This is a genomic window from Myroides odoratus (genome assembly GCF_965118575.1).
GTDB classification, from domain to species: Bacteria; Bacteroidota; Bacteroidia; order Flavobacteriales; family Flavobacteriaceae; genus Flavobacterium; species Flavobacterium odoratum_B.
Window position 1 is genome coordinate 1 of record NZ_CBCPHW010000004.1, and the last position, 15,612, is coordinate 15,612.

The window sequence follows — 15,612 nt, forward strand, 5'->3', positions numbered from 1 at the left end:
AATTATATTATAATGCGTAGCTGTAATACCGCTTGCACTACTCTTATTTGCATTTGCCAAAACAGAACATTGTAATTCTGTAAACAGACTATAAAACTCTTTTTCTGTTGAATTACTCATATTATTTAACCTTATTAATTAATACTTAACTTCGTTAAGTATTAATAAGGTTAAGCACAATGAAAAATATAATCATCACAAATGCTAGACAAAACAATTTAAAGAATATCTCTTTAGAAATTCCTAAAAACAAAATAACTGTTTTTACAGGAGTTTCAGGATCAGGTAAATCTTCCTTAGTGTTTGAAACAATCGCAGCGGAAGCGCAACGTCAATTTAATGAGACCCAAGATAGTTTCTCTCGCAATAGATTAAAACATATGGGGATAGCAGATGTCGATAAAATAGAAAACCTAAACGTACCTATTATTATCAACCAGAAAAAACTAGGTGGTAATGCAAGATCTACAGTAGGTACAGCTACAGATATCTATGCCTCCCTTCGATTGCTATACTCAAGAATGGGGTCTCCTTTTGTTGGTTATTCCAACTCTTTTTCTTTTAACAATCCTCTTGGAATGTGTCTTGAATGCCAAGGACTTGGTTTTATTCAAGCTGTAAACCTAGACGCTCTGATAGATAAAAACAAATCTTTAAATGAAGGTGCTATTCTATTTCCTACTTTCCAACCTGGTGGATGGAGATTAACTCGCTACACCCTATCTGGTTATTTTGATAATGATAAAAAACTAATTGATTACACCTCTAAAGAATGGGATATTTTTTTATATGCCAAAGAACACAGACCTAAAAACCCAAATAAACAATGGGGTAAAACAGTTAGATATGAAGGGTTAATTTCAAGGATTGAGCGAACTTTCTTAAAGAAAAACTCAAAAGAGAATAGTATTCGAAAAGATGCTTTAGATCAAATCACAACAACAACAGATTGCCCCTCTTGTAAAGGAAAAAGATTAAACGACACAATCTTAACTTGTAAAATCAATAACTTAAACATTGCCGATACATCTGCTCTATCTATTGATGAATTATTGGATTTTATAAAAGCTATTAAGTCAGATAAATTTGAAGTTATACTTCATGATCTAAAAGAGAAACTACAAAATTTAGTAGATATTGGATTACAATACCTAACCTTAGACCGAAGAACTCAAACCCTCTCAGGAGGAGAAAGTCAAAGAATAAAAATGGTTCGCAATTTAGGTAATAGTTTAACAGACTTACTCTACATCTTTGACGAACCAAGTGTAGGATTACACCCAAAAGACTTACAGAATATTGCAACTATACTAAAACAAATAAGAGATAAAGGAAATACAGTTTTAGTAGTAGAACACGATCCTGATTTAATAAAAATAGCTGATTGGATTGTTGATATGGGACCTAAATCAGGTAAAGATGGCGGGCAGATTATTTATGAAGGAACTTTTGAAAAACTAAACATTTCAACAGGGAAAACAGGGCAATATTTTGCTACAATACCAACAATTAATTTAACCCCTAGAATAGCTAGTGAATATCTTTATGTCGAAAATGCTTCTTTATATAACCTTAAAAATATAAGCCTTAAAATACCCAAGAATGTATTAACTGTTGTTACAGGAGTAGCTGGATCTGGAAAAAGTACATTAATAAATAAAGTATTTCCTCAGCTATATCCACAGGTTACACTTGTTGATCAATCGCCATTTACTACCAATGTTCGCTCTACTATTTTAACGTTTTTAAACCTGTCTGATGATCTTAGAAAGAAAATGGCTAAAACCAATACTGTATCTGATAAACTCTTTAGCACAAATAGTCAAGGAGCTTGTGAGAATTGTAAAGGATTAGGAATGGAAAAAATTGACTTAGCCTTTTTAGAAAATATTCAGCAACCTTGTGAAGTGTGTAAAGGTACTGGGTTTAAAACTGAAGTATTGCAGTACAAATACAACAACAAAACTATTGTTGATATATTAGCTATGACTATAAAAGAGGCACTTGTTTTTTTTGATAAATCTCCTATTTACATTTCAGCATTAACTATTTTAATCAAACTTGGTCTGGGATACCTAACCCTAGGACAAAGACTTAATACTTTTTCTGGTGGCGAAAGACAACGGCTTAAACTTAGCAAAGAATTGAATCAAACCAACAAAATTATTATTTTAGATGAACCTAGTACAGGTTTACATCCAAGTGATACTCAAATACTACTTGATTATATAAATAATCTAGTTGAACAGGGTAATACGCTAATTGTAATTGAACACAACTTAGACATTATTGCAAAAGCAGATTGGATTATTGACATAGGTCCAGGTGCAGGAAAATATGGTGGTAATATTGTATTTACAGGCACTGCATCTGATATATTAAAAGACAATAATTCTATAACAGGGAGTTATTTAAAAAGATATATTGAAGATAAATAACGCGTTACATCATCGTATTCTACTATAAAAACCAAACTTAGAAATACTTAGTAAAAAGAAAAAACAACATGAATGGTTATCGAAAAATCATTAACGTTGTATATTATAGCTATTTCTAATCAAATTAATAACACTTCCTACACATAGTAAATAAAATTTTAATTCATTCTCCTATATTCATTCGGAGCAACGCCTACCCTTTGCTTAAAGGCTCTTGTGAAGTGCTGTGGATATTTGAACCCGAGTTCATAGGCGACTTCACTTATCGATTTATTAATATCAAAAATACGTTCCTTGGCAACGTCAATTACCTTTTCCTGTATGTATTCCTGTGCAGATTTTCCAGTTTCCTTTTTTATCAGGTCTCCAAAATAATTAGCCGATAGATTTAGTTCATCAGCGCAATATGCAACCGAGGGTAATCCAATACTTTGTGGTTTATCCGAAGAATAATACTGGTTGAGCAACTCTTCAAATTTCTCTAACATTCCCTGATGGGCATTATCCCTGGTTATAAATTGACGGTCGTAAAAGCGTGTGCAATAATTCAGCAACAATTCTATATTCGCTGCTATCAAAGTTTTGCTGTGCTTGTCGATAGACTGTTGCAATTCATACTGGATTTTAGCGAAGCAATCCAAGACCAATTGCTTTTCTTTTTCTGAAAGGTGCAGTGCCTCATTAACGTCATACGAAAAAAAGGTGTAATCCTGTATGTGTCTACCCAAGGCTGTTCCTTTTACTAACTCCGAATCAAATAACAGTGCCCACCCTTTAGGTTCAAATGACTTGACGTTTGGCTGAACACCTATCACTTGTCCAGGAGCTGTAAATACCAAAGTGCCTTCCTGGTAATCGTAATTATTGCGCCCGTATTTTAATTCGCCACAATTCAACTCTTTTAAGTATATCGCATATACGCCAAAATTAAACGTCTTGGCGGTCATCGGTGCTGCTTTTGACAGGTCAATAACTGTGACTAACGGATGCAATGTCGGTACGCCGCGTAATTTATTATACACCGATACGCTATCCACTTTCACTATCTCTTCCATATTTTATTGATTTTCTGATACAAATTTAATCAATCCTGTCATGTAATTATCATGTATATAGCTATTTCAGTAATAATGGTAAGACAAACAGTAATCTGTATACAAACTGCCTCATATCTAATTCGGAAATTTGTATTAGAAAATAAAATGGCAAAATAAAGTGCCATTTGTAATATACAATGATATGAAAACAAGAGCTTTAGGAAACAGTGGATTGGAAGTTTCCGCAATGGGAATGGGATGTATGAACCTGAGTTTTGGAACGGGCAAAGCTGCCGATATTAATGAGGGTATAAAAGTGATTCGTACAGCTTACGAGAAAGGGATAAACTTTTTCGACACAGCCGAAGCGTACGGCCCTTTTACAAACGAAGAATTGGTAGGTGTAGCTTTAAAGCCTTTGCGAAAAGATGTAATTATTGCAACAAAATTTGGAATGATCTCCGATACCGGAGTTAACAGCAAACCCGAACATATCAGAAAAGTTGTTGAAGATTCACTGAAAAGACTGCAAACCGATTACATTGATTTGTTGTACCAACACCGCGTAGATCCAAACGTTCCTATTGAAGATGTGGCTGGCACGGTAAGAGATTTGATCCAGGAAGGAAAAGTGAAATATTTCGGCCTTTCAGAAGCTGGATCGGAAACAATCCTGCGGGCGCATTCGATACAGCCGGTTTCTGCGGTACAAAATCAGTATTCTTTATGGACAAGAGAACCAGAAGCGAAAGTGTTACCTCTTTGTGAAAAACTGGGAATAGGTTTTGTGCCTTGGGCGCCAATCGGAACAGGATTTTTAACCGGGAAAATTACTCCGGATACAAAATTTGACAGCGACACTGATCTTCGTGCAGCCTTCCCCCGTTTTACTCCCGAAGCCATCAGGGCAAACATGCCTGTCGTGGAATTGCTAACGAAAATTGCCCACAGGAAAAATGCCACACCGGTACAAGTTGCCTTAGCATGGTTACTGGCCCAAAAACCGTTTATCGTTCCTATTCCGGGCATGGATAAAATAGAGTACCTCGGCGATAATATAAAATCGGTGGCACTGGAACTTACTGGATCCGACTTGCAGGAAATTGAAAATGGCTTGGCAAACATTAGATTTCTGGGAGCAAGACTGGATGCAGGATTACTTGGATTATCAGAATAATAAAAACAGATAAAGCTACCCTGTAAAAAAAGGTAAGCGTTTTTTAACGAAAAAAAAATGGAAAATAGAAAATTAAACAATGGTGTAGAAATGCCCATCCTTGGGTTTGGGGTATTCCAGATTACAGACCCTCAAGAATGCGAACAAAGTGTCGTTGACGCTCTTAGCGTAGGTTACCGCTCCTTGGATACCGCAGCTTCGTACCTCAATGAGGTATCAGTGGGCAATGCCATCAAAAAAAGTGGTGTTGCAAGAGAAGAACTGTTTATTACCACCAAACTTTGGATTCAGGATGCTGGTTATGAAAACACCAAAAAAGCCTTCCAAAAATCATTAGACCGGTTGCAATTGGATTACGTGGATTTATACCTTATCCATCAGCCTTATGGGGATGTTTATAGTTCCTGGAAAGCTATGGAGGAATTATATGCCGAAGGAAAAGTAAAAGCCATTGGTGTTGCCAATTTTCATCCCGATCGTTTAATCGATTTAATCCTGCACAACAAAATTGTTCCTGCGGTAAACCAAATCGAAACGCATCCATTTCATCAACAAATTGAAACTCAAAAATTCCTTACTGACAATAATGTACAGATCGAATCTTAGGGTCCGTTTGCAGAAGGTAAAAATGATATTTTCAAAAATGAACTACTGGCTTCGATAGGAACAAAATACAACAAAAGCATCGCTCAGGTTATTCTGAGATGGCTGACGCAACGCGGTATCATAGTAATCCCGAAATCGGTTAAAAAAGAAAGAATGGTCGAGAACTTCCACATTTTTGATTTCAGGCTTTCCGACGATGATATGGCCAGAATCGCAACACTCGATACCCGCCAGAGTTTGTTTTTTGACCATCGCGATCCGGCAATGGTCAAATGGTTGAGTGAAAGAAAGCTCGACATCTAATTAAAACCAATTCTTATGAATTGTAGAGACTTATTAAAATCATCCGGACTTGTTATAGCAGCAACCGCATTGTTGATTCACATTTTACACTCACGCATATCACGGGATATGTGCAGTCAAAAGCCGAATGGTTCTCCGAAATTGAAAGTGAGAGGATGAAATATTATTCTTATGCGGAAGTAAAAACAGCTGTAAAAATTAATGGAGACAAAGCTACTTTCGTGGATCAGAACCTTCTCGATGCCCAAATTTGGGGAACACGGAATAAATGGCGTTTGCAACAGAAAATGGATCTTGAAAAACAAAACGGGAAATGGACTATCCTGAAATCTGTAGCGACAACCTTTTAAAAATTGATTTCGAACTTAAACCAAAAAATGCAATAAAATATATCTTTTGACTATTTTATTTTTTACCGACTTTCAATCTTTTCCACAATCCGCTCCTGAAAAAGAATTACGCCAGTTATCTGATGCTATCTTTAAATGGGAAGTGGATAATAAGATCGATTCCGTACAAACAGCCTTTCATGAAAAATTTCTTGTGATTGGTTCCGATGGAAACGTCCAGTTGAAAAATCAATACATCAGCAAGTTAAAAAGCGGTGCCTTTGTCCATAACCGTATAGGTATAGAAGAAAATAACGCTGTCATTTCAGGTAATTCAACTGTTGTTTCGGTTACCATTTCTGGAAATAAGGTTCAGTTCCATCTTTCTCACATAGAGGTGTTTACCAGAGAAAACAATAAAAAAGAGTGGAAAGTCCTAGCAATGAAAGCAAGTGTTATTGATAAATAGTTCAGTTTACAACAATAAATAATATTAAGTTATGCAAACAAGAAAATTAGGTAATAGCGGATTAGAAGTATCCGCATTGGGATTAGGTTGTATGGGGTTGAGTTTCGGCTACGGACCGGCAACAGATAAATCCCAAGGTATAAAATTAATAAGGGAAGCTTATGAACAGGGCATTACTTTTTTTGATACGGCTGAGGCTTACGGAAAAGCAAATGAAGAATTGGTGGGTGAAGCTTTAGCACCTTTTCGAAAAGAGGTGGTCATTGCTACCAAATTCGGATTCCAGGATGGCGATTCGCATAAAGGACTGGACAGCCGACCAAAACGTATCAGGCAGGTGGTTGAAGAATCTTTACAAAGATTACAAACAGACTACATTGATTTGTTTTACCAACACCGTGTTGATCCCAATGTACCTATGGAAGACGTTGCCGGCGCGGTAAAAGAGTTGATTGCGGAGGGAAAAGTAAAGTATTTTGGACTTTCGGAAGCCGGTGTAGAATCGATTCGCAAAGCGCATTCGGTACAACCTGTGACTGCCTTGCAAAGCGAATACTCCATTTGGTGGAGAGAACCTGAATTAGAAATTTTGCCAACTTTGGAGGAACTCGGAATTGGGTTCGTTCCTTTCAGTCCATTGGGAAAAGGATTTTTAACCGGTGCCATCAACGAAAAAACAAAATTTGATGCTACTGATTTTAGAAATGTAGTACCTCGTTTCAGTGAAGAAAACAGAAAAGCCAATCAAGGTTTACTATCGTTATTAGGCGAAATCGCAAAGCAAAAACAAGCAACGTCTGCGCAAATTGCGCTGGGTTGGCTGCTGGCTCAAAAGCCCTGGATAGTTCCAATTCCGGGCACAACTAAATCAAACCGTTTAACTGAAAATATAGGTGGAGCATCAGTCAATCTATCTAACGAAGAGGTGAAGGCTATTGATGATTCTTTTGCTAAAACTACCATTCACGGCGACCGTTATCCCGTTTATTTACAAAAAAGGGTAGGCAAATAATCATACCTGATTTAGCAGCGGGAAGCGCTTTAATGGGTGGTATTTGGGGATATTTGGCAGATTTTATTGAATTTGAATCTATTCTCACCGCCAGAATTTTGTTATTGGCGGTTTCAGGAATTTTAGGATCCTATGCACTGCGAAAAAGCAAACCATTTCAAACCATACAATAATTACCTGCAACATGAAAAATGTTCCAGTGGATGACAATTAAATATAAAAACATGAAAAAAGTATTAGTAATAGGCGCAAGCGGAAGCCTTGCCAAATTTGTAATTGACACTTTGGAAAATGTAGCTGATGTACATCTTACCTTAATGGCAAGAAATAAAAAAAATATTGCAAATGACACCACAAGCTGTACTGTTGTGCAAGCCGATGTGATGGATTACGACAAATTGAAAAGCGCGGTTGCAGGACAGGATATTGTCTACATCAATCTTACTGGAAATTTAGAAGCAATGGCGAATAATATTGTAAAAGCCATGCAGGAGACTGGCGTAAAAAGAGTCATTGCCATCAGTTCCATTGGTATTTACCAAATGCCATTGAAGCCTGTTTTAGTTCCTTACCGAAAGTTGGCAGATGTTATAGAGAGTTCAGGATTGGATTACACTATACTGCGTCCGGAATGGTTTACCAGTGCTAACGAAGTCAATTATGCCATTACCGAAAAAGGCACGCCTGAAAAAGGTTCTGCGATTTCACGAAAAAGCATCGCTGCTTTTGTGGCAACAATTGTCCAGGATCCTGAATTGCATAAAAACAAGAATCTTGGAATCAGTAAGCCATAACAATTACGTCGGGCGATATCACACCTGCTATCGATAACGCTTACTAAAATGTGCTAGATGGAAAGGTAAAATACCGTTATGTAATCAATATGCATACGATGAAATAAAAAATACTGACATGAAAATAAGTACAAATCTTGTCCCGTTTTGCTTAATAACTGCAATGCTTATTTTTGCAACGCAGAGTAAAGGACAAGCAACAAATAACACAAAAAAATATAAAATGAAATCAATAGCACAACAAGGGAGCGCAGCTCCCGAAGAATACTTTACTGGCACCGTGTACATAAATATGGCCGTAACCCCTGAAGATAAATTAAATACAGGGATCGGTAAAGTGACTTTTGATGCAAAGGCCCGCACTAATTGGCATACCCATCCATATGGGCAAATTTTGATCGTTACTCGGGGAAAAGGTTATTACCAGGAAAAAGGCAAGCCTGTCCAGCTCATCCGCAAAGATGACGTAGTCAAGATACCGGCAAATGTGGAACACTGGCACGGCGCATCTCACGATATGGGAATGAGCCACATTGCAATCGTTCCGTCAGATACAAATGCCACGATTTGGTTCAAGCCTGTTACCAATGTTCAGTATAACGAAGCCCTGCCTGATAACGAGCAATCCGTATTGGAAATATCAGATGTTGCTCACCGAAACCATAATGAAATCTTACCCGCAAAGTAATGAAAATTGATTTGAAGTATAGGTTTATTAGTGACATGACATCATTGATAGACTAAATCTAGACACTTAATAGCATTTTGTCGTTTTATTACTAATGTATAGGTCGGATGTTTCTAAATCATCCAATTACTAATCCGCTAATACCTTTTTGCTTCCTGTCTTTGCAATAGCCAATCCGTTATAAAATGATTAAAAGCAAGATTATGATGTTGTGTTTTATTCCCTTTTTTAATTTATATATTATAGAGTACATTGACTGACTGCGATTAGATTGATCAAGAAAACAAAAAACACATTTGGAATACACTTCGTTATATGTATTTCTAATTCAAACCAAACAGTCCACTTCTACAGTACGTAAACTGCTATTTAATTTTTATGCAATTCCTTTGCTATTTCAAAAAATCAAAACAATATCAATTGTTTTCAAGAGGACTAATAGAACTAGGGGGTGTAATTCCTTTTAAAATGAATTGAATTGCTCGATTAACCTCGATTTTATTTGAATTCAATGAAACATGAGATATAGCTCCGCCTAGCATAACTATTACAAGAATTAAATCCTCTTTAATACTGAAATCATGTCGTAACTGTTTCGTTTTTTTTGCTTTTCCAATTGGATTTTTAAAAATTTCAAATAAGCGCTTAGTTGCTTCAATGCTCTGTTCTTCGCTCATATATGGTAGTAATAAATTGTAATCTATACGTAGTTCTAATACAGCATACAATAACTTAAAAAAAGCTTGAGCATCATTTTTTAACAACAGGGCATAATCTGCTAATTTATCTAGATTATGATTAAAAACTGCTTCTATAATTGCTTTTTTATCTGGAAAATTACGATAACAAGTCATTCTGGATACTTTAGCAATTTTAGCAATTTCACTTAAAGTTACATCCGGTCCTTCTGTTTTAAAAAGCTTCAGAGCAGCTTGAATTAAAGCCCTTTTATTTTCTTTAGCATCTTTCCTTAAAGAATCAGTATCATTAGTTAAATTCTTAGTAGTTCTTTCCATAATTAAATTAAAAACAAACAAATGTTACACCATGTAACATTTAATTAGTATATTAGTGTGAAGTCCTTTCCTTTAATATAAGGGTTTTTATAGGTGTATTACCTTGCTTGTTGTATAAAAAACAAAAAAATAAATATATGAAAAAAATAAATATGGACTTCGGTCCTGTCTTAAAAGAACAAACTGTAGATTTACTAATTGTTGGGGCTGGAACAGGATTGGCTGCGGCACTTACTGGTCATGAGAATGGGCTATCAACTATAATCATCGAGAAAACCCCCTATGTTGGTGGTTCGACCGCGCTTTCAGGTGGGGCTTTTTGGATTCCAGGGAATCAGGTACTTCGTGCTGACGGTTCGAAAGATAAAGTTGCTGAAGGTGAGAAATACCTAAATGCATTAGTAAAAAAAGACTATCCTAAAGCCAGATGGCAAGCTTTTTTAAAATATGGAGAAGCGACAATCGATATGCTTTATCGTCAAACATCTTTACATTTTTTTTGGGCAAAAGGTTATTCAGATTACCATCCTGAAACTCTGGGAGGATCTGCTATTGGTAGGACCTGTGAATCAAGACCATTTAATTTAAACCGTTTAGGGAAAGAAAAGGATAGATTTAGACAAGGAAAAATGGAAGCACCTCTTCCTATGCCTGTTACGGGATATGATTACAAATGGATTAACCTGATGATAAAAAAACCTTTTAAGGCTTTTCCAATTATTTTTAAACGTTTATTTCAAGGTATTGGAGGTTTGATTCTAGGAAAAAAAATGATAGCTGGAGGACAAGCTATTGCTGCAGGGATGTTCGATGGTGTAATTAAAGCTAAGATTCCTGTATATACAAATTCGAAATTAATTTCCTTAATTTATAAAGACAATCGTGTTACTGGTGCACTTGTGGATCAACACGGAAAACAGATTACTATTTATACTAATCGAGGAGTGATATTAGCTGCAGGTGGGTTTGATCATAATATGTTTATGCGTCAAAAATATCAATCACCAAGTCTCCAAGATAACTTAAGTTTTGGTGCCGAGGGTAATACAGGTGATGCTATTAATATTGCAGAAAACCTTGGAGCAGTTATTGCAAACATGAAGGAATCTTGGTGGTTTCCAGCAGTTGCTCCTTTACAAAAAGGAAGTGACCCGCAAGTTTTGCTTGCTGAGCGTTCATTGCCTGGAAGTTTTATGGTGAATACTAAAGGTCAACGTTTCATTAATGAATCTATTGATTATATGTCATTTGGTCAAACTCTTCTTAAATTAGAAAAAGAAAAACAGCCAGTTGGTGAAATGTGGCTTATATTCGATCAAAAATATCGTAATCAATATATGTTAGCAGGATCAGTATTTCCAGGAATGGCTCTCCCAAAATCGTGGTATGAATCAAAAATCGCTTATACAGCTAAAAATCCTAGTGAACTTGCTGGCCAAATAGGCCTTCCTAGAGAAGTTTTTAGCGCAACTTTTGATCGCTTTAATACATTGGCAAGTAAAGGAGAGGATACTGATTATAAACGTGGTCAGAGTGCATATGACCAATATTATGGTGATCCAACTGTAAAACCTAATCCTTGTTTACGTCCTTTAAAAGGCAAATTATACGCAATTAAGGTGGTCCTCTCTGATTTAGGGACATGTGGTGGTATTCTAACAGATGAAAATGGCCTTGTCTTGCAAGAAAATAATCAACCAATTTCTGGATTATACGCTATTGGAAATACGGCAGCTAATATTTTTGGGCAAGTTTATCCTGGTGCTGGTGCAACTATCGGTCAAGGATTAGTATTTGGTTATATTGCTGCTCGACATGCAGCTCTGCAAGATAAATTTAAATAATATTGTAAATTTTCAAAATAAGCATCACAATTTTTATTAAACAGCCATTTAACAATGAATATAGTTAAGTGGCTGTTTATTTCTTCTTGTACATCACTTGTAATTATTCTTGACAGGTAGAAAGGCAAAAAATTGTTTCTGATCCACTTCTTTTAAAATATCTCAACCCAAAAAGACACGTACATGCTCCCACTTTTCGATCAAAATAGTAACACTTTGAAAGTATGATTTTCTCACCACCCCCTATTCCCTCCCATTAATCTGTCAAAACTTTTTAGTTGATTTTCCTTTGAATTCCTTTGAAAAAGGTGTTGCACAAAACAAGTTTAACTCCCTCTGACTGCTAGGTTTTAAAAGGTTCTATTGGTGTTTTAAAAAATTTACAGCAACTTTTTGTATTTCCTGATGTATTGATTTGTTCATGCTCACGGATTTTAGTGCTTGAATTAATTCTTTATCATTTTCAGTTTTTGTACCATTTATTACACGATTAAGTAGCCAAACCGTATGCACTGTAGGTTGTTTTAAAATGGATTGCAGCAATAATTCTTCATAGAATCGACTATTTTCTTGATAAAATTTCTCCATGAAATGTGTCAATGCTCCGGGGCTTCCGAATTCTACTAATGGATATTTTTCCATCAATTCTATAATAGGTTGAACAGCCTCCATACCCATTTGATTTTGTTCCATTATATCTACAATATCATATTGAATAAGCGCAAACTCTTCTTCATTGTCACTCCAATTAGGATGATCAAGAAAGTTGATAATTGGTTGCAAATATTTTTCCATACTTATTGTTTTGTGTGTTTACGATTTATAACTTTCCCTTAAGCTGAAGCAACACGCCCACTTTCAGATTGTGCATATAAAATTCTATTGTTTAGTTTAAAATACGTTTTCCCATGCTTCATCCCCATTAATTTCACAATAAAAATCGACCGACCTCATCCGCATAGCATTCTAAATTAATTCCTGTTTCCGTTGTTATTCTAGCTACGAGATGACAAACATAGACTTCTCTCAATTTATTAGCTTTCCCAACTTAAATGGTCTAAATTTCCGTTCTCGTCGGTTTTTACTACGATTAGTTGGTCAGTCAAGTCTTTGTTAACGGAATAATCGAAAACTGCAAAATAAGAAGTACCGTATTTTCCGTCTGGATAAAGTCCAACTCTTGTCAAGTGTAGTTTTGTCAAAAACGCCTGTTCTTTGTTAGTGTTGTCACTTGAAATATCGATTTGTCCCAAAAAATCGTCTCCTAATTCGTCAATGTGAAATGTCACATATTCTTTTACGGTATCTCCATGTTCATCGTCAAAGTCACTTTTAATATAGCCTTGGTTTTGTTTATCAAATATCGTTATATTTTCAACGAAATTTTTTAGCTTATCGAATGTTACTATGTCAATTGTTTTGTTTTCAAAATTTAGGTCAATCTGAATTTCTTTTCCACTGAACTCAATATCAACATTGTAATATTCTTCTAAATTTTCTGTTTGTAATTTTCCGAAATAGGGTAATGTATATTCTGCCATTTTATTATTTTTTAGTGTCAATTGTCAATTTGGGTGTGTGTTCTAAAATGACCCGCTGAAAGAAAACTTAGCTCTTGACTCTCCGTTTATTTTAATTATGCTTCTTAAAAAAAGCTGCTAATGAATGATACAATTGTTCAGGTTCCTCACTGGGTATATTATGAGAGGCATTTTTGATGTAGATTAATTCTTTATCATTCTTAGGAACATTTTTTAATGCTTTAAAAATCATTTTTCCAGATTCCACTCCAATTGCATAGTCGAATTCTCCTTGTATAACTAATATTGGCGTTTTAATACCAGCAAGTTGATTTAAAATATTCAGATTGTTGTAAGCTTCCTGCCCATGAAAAACTTCGTTGACGTACTCAAACTTTGCCATTACTTTTTCTAAAAGTTCGGGTGTATATTTATTCCTGATATAGAAACCTGGATCTTTCAAGAGTGCATCTATTTTTGCTTTCTTTTCGGGTTGAGCCCAATAAACATCAAATCCCAGTTCTTTTGGAAATTCATATCTTATCGTATTCATGTCTGCAAAGAAAGTTTCTTTAAACCCACTTTTTTCTATCGTGTCTAATTTTTTGAGAATTTCATTATATCTACCTTTTTTTGTAGAATCCTTGGTTTTCTTGAGGAGTTTATTCGCTAATTTTTTTTCATGCTCAATTAAAGCAAGCGTATTATGTTGAATATTTGCAGTGCCCGAATTGCTAATAAATGAATTAATTTTTTCTTGATGTTTGATCAAATACAAAAAACCATACATTCCACCCCAAGAGGAGCCTAAAAGATTGATTTTTTTGTTTGGATATTTACTTTTTATATAATCTACAACAAGGTCCAAATCTTTCACAAATTGATCTGTTGTAAGCATTGTTTTATCTATGAATTCATCCGATTTACCGCATCCTCTTTGATCAAAATAAACCATCAAATAATCTTTTTCAAAAACATCTCTATAAAATTCGTGATCAACATTGAAAGCACCGGGACCACCGTGAAGTGTTATAATGATAGGTTTATCAGGATTTCCAACAACTCTTGCATAGAGATTGGTTTTTTCAATAGGAATTAAAAACTCAGTGTCGATTTGAGTTTGTGCCTCACAATAATTTGAAAATAATAAAGTAAAGAGTAGAAAAAATAAAAGGCTTTTTTTCATTGTAATTAATTGTTATTCTATGTTTTATGATTTTTGTTTTACATTATGTCCAAAAGTTAAGTGCTTCGTTTAACTCTAAACCATTGTTAGTTATGCTTACTGATTGCATAAAAATGCACTCAGAATGTTATTCAATTTAATTACGTCTTCTTTATATCTCGGATATTTTTTACTATTTCTAATACAGTGATTTTGGTCATTTGTAATTCCTATTTGATTTTGATTATAATACTGCCCCTCTACTTTAATTCCGTTTAATATACAAGTAGCAATATAATGAGCCTGATTTTCAAATTTAAGAATTGCCCTCAGTTGTTTCGTTATTAATGCTAGAGCTTCATTGACTTGATGTTCTTCAACGCCAGTCATGGGTAATAGCAGAAAAAAAAGATTGTCAAATTTTTTAAAAGCTAAAAGTTCGTCCCAAGTAAGGAAGTAAGCTTCAAAATGTCCCCCTAAATTCCCAATGTATAGATCATTTATAAAAAACACTATTTCATCGTTATTAAATTCAATGTAGATTGAAATTTCACCTGTTAATTTCCTTTCAATAAACCGGCTAGCTTTATTGTCTTTGTTGTCAGCAAAAAAAAACTTTGCCCACTCCTGAAATTTGTCTCTATCGATATCAATCACTTCAAGTGCTTCATCAATATTAATTTCTTTACTGTCATCGTAGCCACGAAACCAACTGATATAAGCATACCAGAAAAATGAATTATCTCTTAAATCCTCGTTTGTAATTTGTCTATTCATTTAATTAGAAAAATAGATCTATAAATTTCACTTAACGCTTCGATGGCATTCTCTTAAGCACGTATTCACAATCAAATCAACTTAATAATAGGTCGATTAGCAATGTTTTTTAACATAGATAAGATCAAATAACGTTTTACTCAATGCGTTTATTTTAATTTTCTTATAAATTAGGTCGAAAATACATAAAAAAAAGATGCCTTTGTGAGCTTGTCCTATTTTATATTCATTTTGTTAATTGTACGATCTCAAACAGCTCCTGTTTAATAATCTTTTGGGTAGAAACTTAAACAAAATATTACAGCTTAAGCGAATGTTTATTGTATTGTTGCAGTTCAGACGTTAGCTAGCATTTAAAACGCAGTAAATAAGACAGACCGATGACTACAACAAACTTTGGAAATTTGGAGTATCAAACTTTTCAAATTTGCAATTTA

General features: G+C 34.8%; 14 protein-coding genes and 1 pseudogene. 9 read left to right on the forward strand and 6 right to left on the reverse strand.

Annotated features, from left to right (window positions below):
- Nucleotides 1-179 precede the first annotated feature (179 nt).
- Nucleotides 180-2,438 carry an ATP-binding cassette domain-containing protein gene (locus tag ACMHJ2_RS04040; RefSeq protein ID WP_413511680.1) on the forward strand — a complete coding sequence of 753 codons (2,259 nt, stop codon included), beginning with the start codon at nucleotides 180-182 and terminating at the stop codon, nucleotides 2,436-2,438.
- 158 nt (nucleotides 2,439-2,596) lie between these two features.
- Here the strand turns inward: ACMHJ2_RS04040 and ACMHJ2_RS04045 are convergent, their stop codons facing one another.
- On the reverse strand, nucleotides 2,597-3,493 hold the full coding sequence (locus ACMHJ2_RS04045) for a helix-turn-helix domain-containing protein (RefSeq protein ID WP_413511681.1): 897 nt from the start codon (nucleotides 3,491-3,493) through the stop codon (nucleotides 2,597-2,599).
- A gap of 184 nt (nucleotides 3,494-3,677) precedes the next feature.
- On the opposite strand from ACMHJ2_RS04045, the gene ACMHJ2_RS04050 reads away from it, so the two are divergent.
- The 7 genes and pseudogenes from ACMHJ2_RS04050 to ACMHJ2_RS04080 all read left to right on the forward strand — a co-directional run bounded on the left by ACMHJ2_RS04050 (nucleotide 3,678) and on the right by ACMHJ2_RS04080 (nucleotide 8,853).
- Nucleotides 3,678-4,652, forward strand: coding sequence for an aldo/keto reductase (locus tag ACMHJ2_RS04050; RefSeq protein WP_413511682.1), 975 nt, complete (start codon nucleotides 3,678-3,680; stop codon nucleotides 4,650-4,652).
- 57 nt (nucleotides 4,653-4,709) lie between these two features.
- A pseudogene (locus ACMHJ2_RS04055) lies at nucleotides 4,710-5,561 on the forward strand (aldo/keto reductase).
- Between the two features lie 68 nt (nucleotides 5,562-5,629).
- Nucleotides 5,630-5,911 carry a nuclear transport factor 2 family protein gene (locus tag ACMHJ2_RS04060; RefSeq protein WP_413511904.1) on the forward strand — a complete coding sequence of 94 codons (282 nt, stop codon included), beginning with the start codon at nucleotides 5,630-5,632 and terminating at the stop codon, nucleotides 5,909-5,911.
- A 46-nt stretch (nucleotides 5,912-5,957) separates the two neighbouring features.
- Nucleotides 5,958-6,359 (forward strand): nuclear transport factor 2 family protein, encoded by a 402-nt coding sequence (locus ACMHJ2_RS04065; protein ID WP_413511683.1) that lies wholly within the window; start codon nucleotides 5,958-5,960, stop codon nucleotides 6,357-6,359.
- A gap of 31 nt (nucleotides 6,360-6,390) precedes the next feature.
- Entirely contained in the window at nucleotides 6,391-7,371 is a 981-nt protein-coding gene (locus ACMHJ2_RS04070; RefSeq protein WP_413511684.1) for an aldo/keto reductase, read from the forward strand.
- Nucleotides 7,372-7,595: 224 nt separating this feature from the next.
- The gene (locus tag ACMHJ2_RS04075) at nucleotides 7,596-8,165 is read left to right on the forward strand and encodes an NAD(P)H-binding protein (protein WP_413511685.1); all 570 of its coding nucleotides are present in this window, start codon (nucleotides 7,596-7,598) and stop codon (nucleotides 8,163-8,165) included.
- A gap of 118 nt (nucleotides 8,166-8,283) precedes the next feature.
- Nucleotides 8,284-8,853 (forward strand): cupin domain-containing protein, encoded by a 570-nt coding sequence (locus tag ACMHJ2_RS04080; RefSeq protein WP_413511686.1) that lies wholly within the window; start codon nucleotides 8,284-8,286, stop codon nucleotides 8,851-8,853.
- Between the two features lie 416 nt (nucleotides 8,854-9,269).
- Here ACMHJ2_RS04080 and ACMHJ2_RS04085 read toward each other — a convergent pair whose 3' ends face one another.
- Nucleotides 9,270-9,869 carry a TetR/AcrR family transcriptional regulator gene (locus ACMHJ2_RS04085; protein WP_413511687.1) on the reverse strand — a complete coding sequence of 200 codons (600 nt, stop codon included), beginning with the start codon at nucleotides 9,867-9,869 and terminating at the stop codon, nucleotides 9,270-9,272.
- Between the two features lie 137 nt (nucleotides 9,870-10,006).
- On the opposite strand from ACMHJ2_RS04085, the gene ACMHJ2_RS04090 reads away from it, so the two are divergent.
- Nucleotides 10,007-11,713 (forward strand): 3-ketosteroid-delta-1-dehydrogenase, encoded by a 1,707-nt coding sequence (locus ACMHJ2_RS04090; RefSeq protein ID WP_413511688.1) that lies wholly within the window; start codon nucleotides 10,007-10,009, stop codon nucleotides 11,711-11,713.
- A gap of 360 nt (nucleotides 11,714-12,073) precedes the next feature.
- Here the strand turns inward: ACMHJ2_RS04090 and ACMHJ2_RS04095 are convergent, their stop codons facing one another.
- From ACMHJ2_RS04095 to ACMHJ2_RS04110, 4 genes are all read right to left on the reverse strand, one after another.
- On the reverse strand, nucleotides 12,074-12,508 hold the full coding sequence (locus ACMHJ2_RS04095; protein WP_413511689.1) for a hypothetical protein: 435 nt from the start codon (nucleotides 12,506-12,508) through the stop codon (nucleotides 12,074-12,076).
- A 239-nt stretch (nucleotides 12,509-12,747) separates the two neighbouring features.
- Complete coding sequence (locus ACMHJ2_RS04100) at nucleotides 12,748-13,254, reverse strand: DUF2004 domain-containing protein (protein WP_413511690.1); 507 nt, start codon at nucleotides 13,252-13,254, stop codon at nucleotides 12,748-12,750.
- 91 nt (nucleotides 13,255-13,345) lie between these two features.
- Nucleotides 13,346-14,419 carry an alpha/beta fold hydrolase gene (locus ACMHJ2_RS04105; RefSeq protein ID WP_413511691.1) on the reverse strand — a complete coding sequence of 358 codons (1,074 nt, stop codon included), beginning with the start codon at nucleotides 14,417-14,419 and terminating at the stop codon, nucleotides 13,346-13,348.
- A gap of 96 nt (nucleotides 14,420-14,515) precedes the next feature.
- Nucleotides 14,516-15,175, reverse strand: coding sequence for an Imm19 family immunity protein (locus tag ACMHJ2_RS04110; RefSeq protein WP_413511692.1), 660 nt, complete (start codon nucleotides 15,173-15,175; stop codon nucleotides 14,516-14,518).
- Between the last annotated feature and the right edge of the window lie 437 nt (nucleotides 15,176-15,612).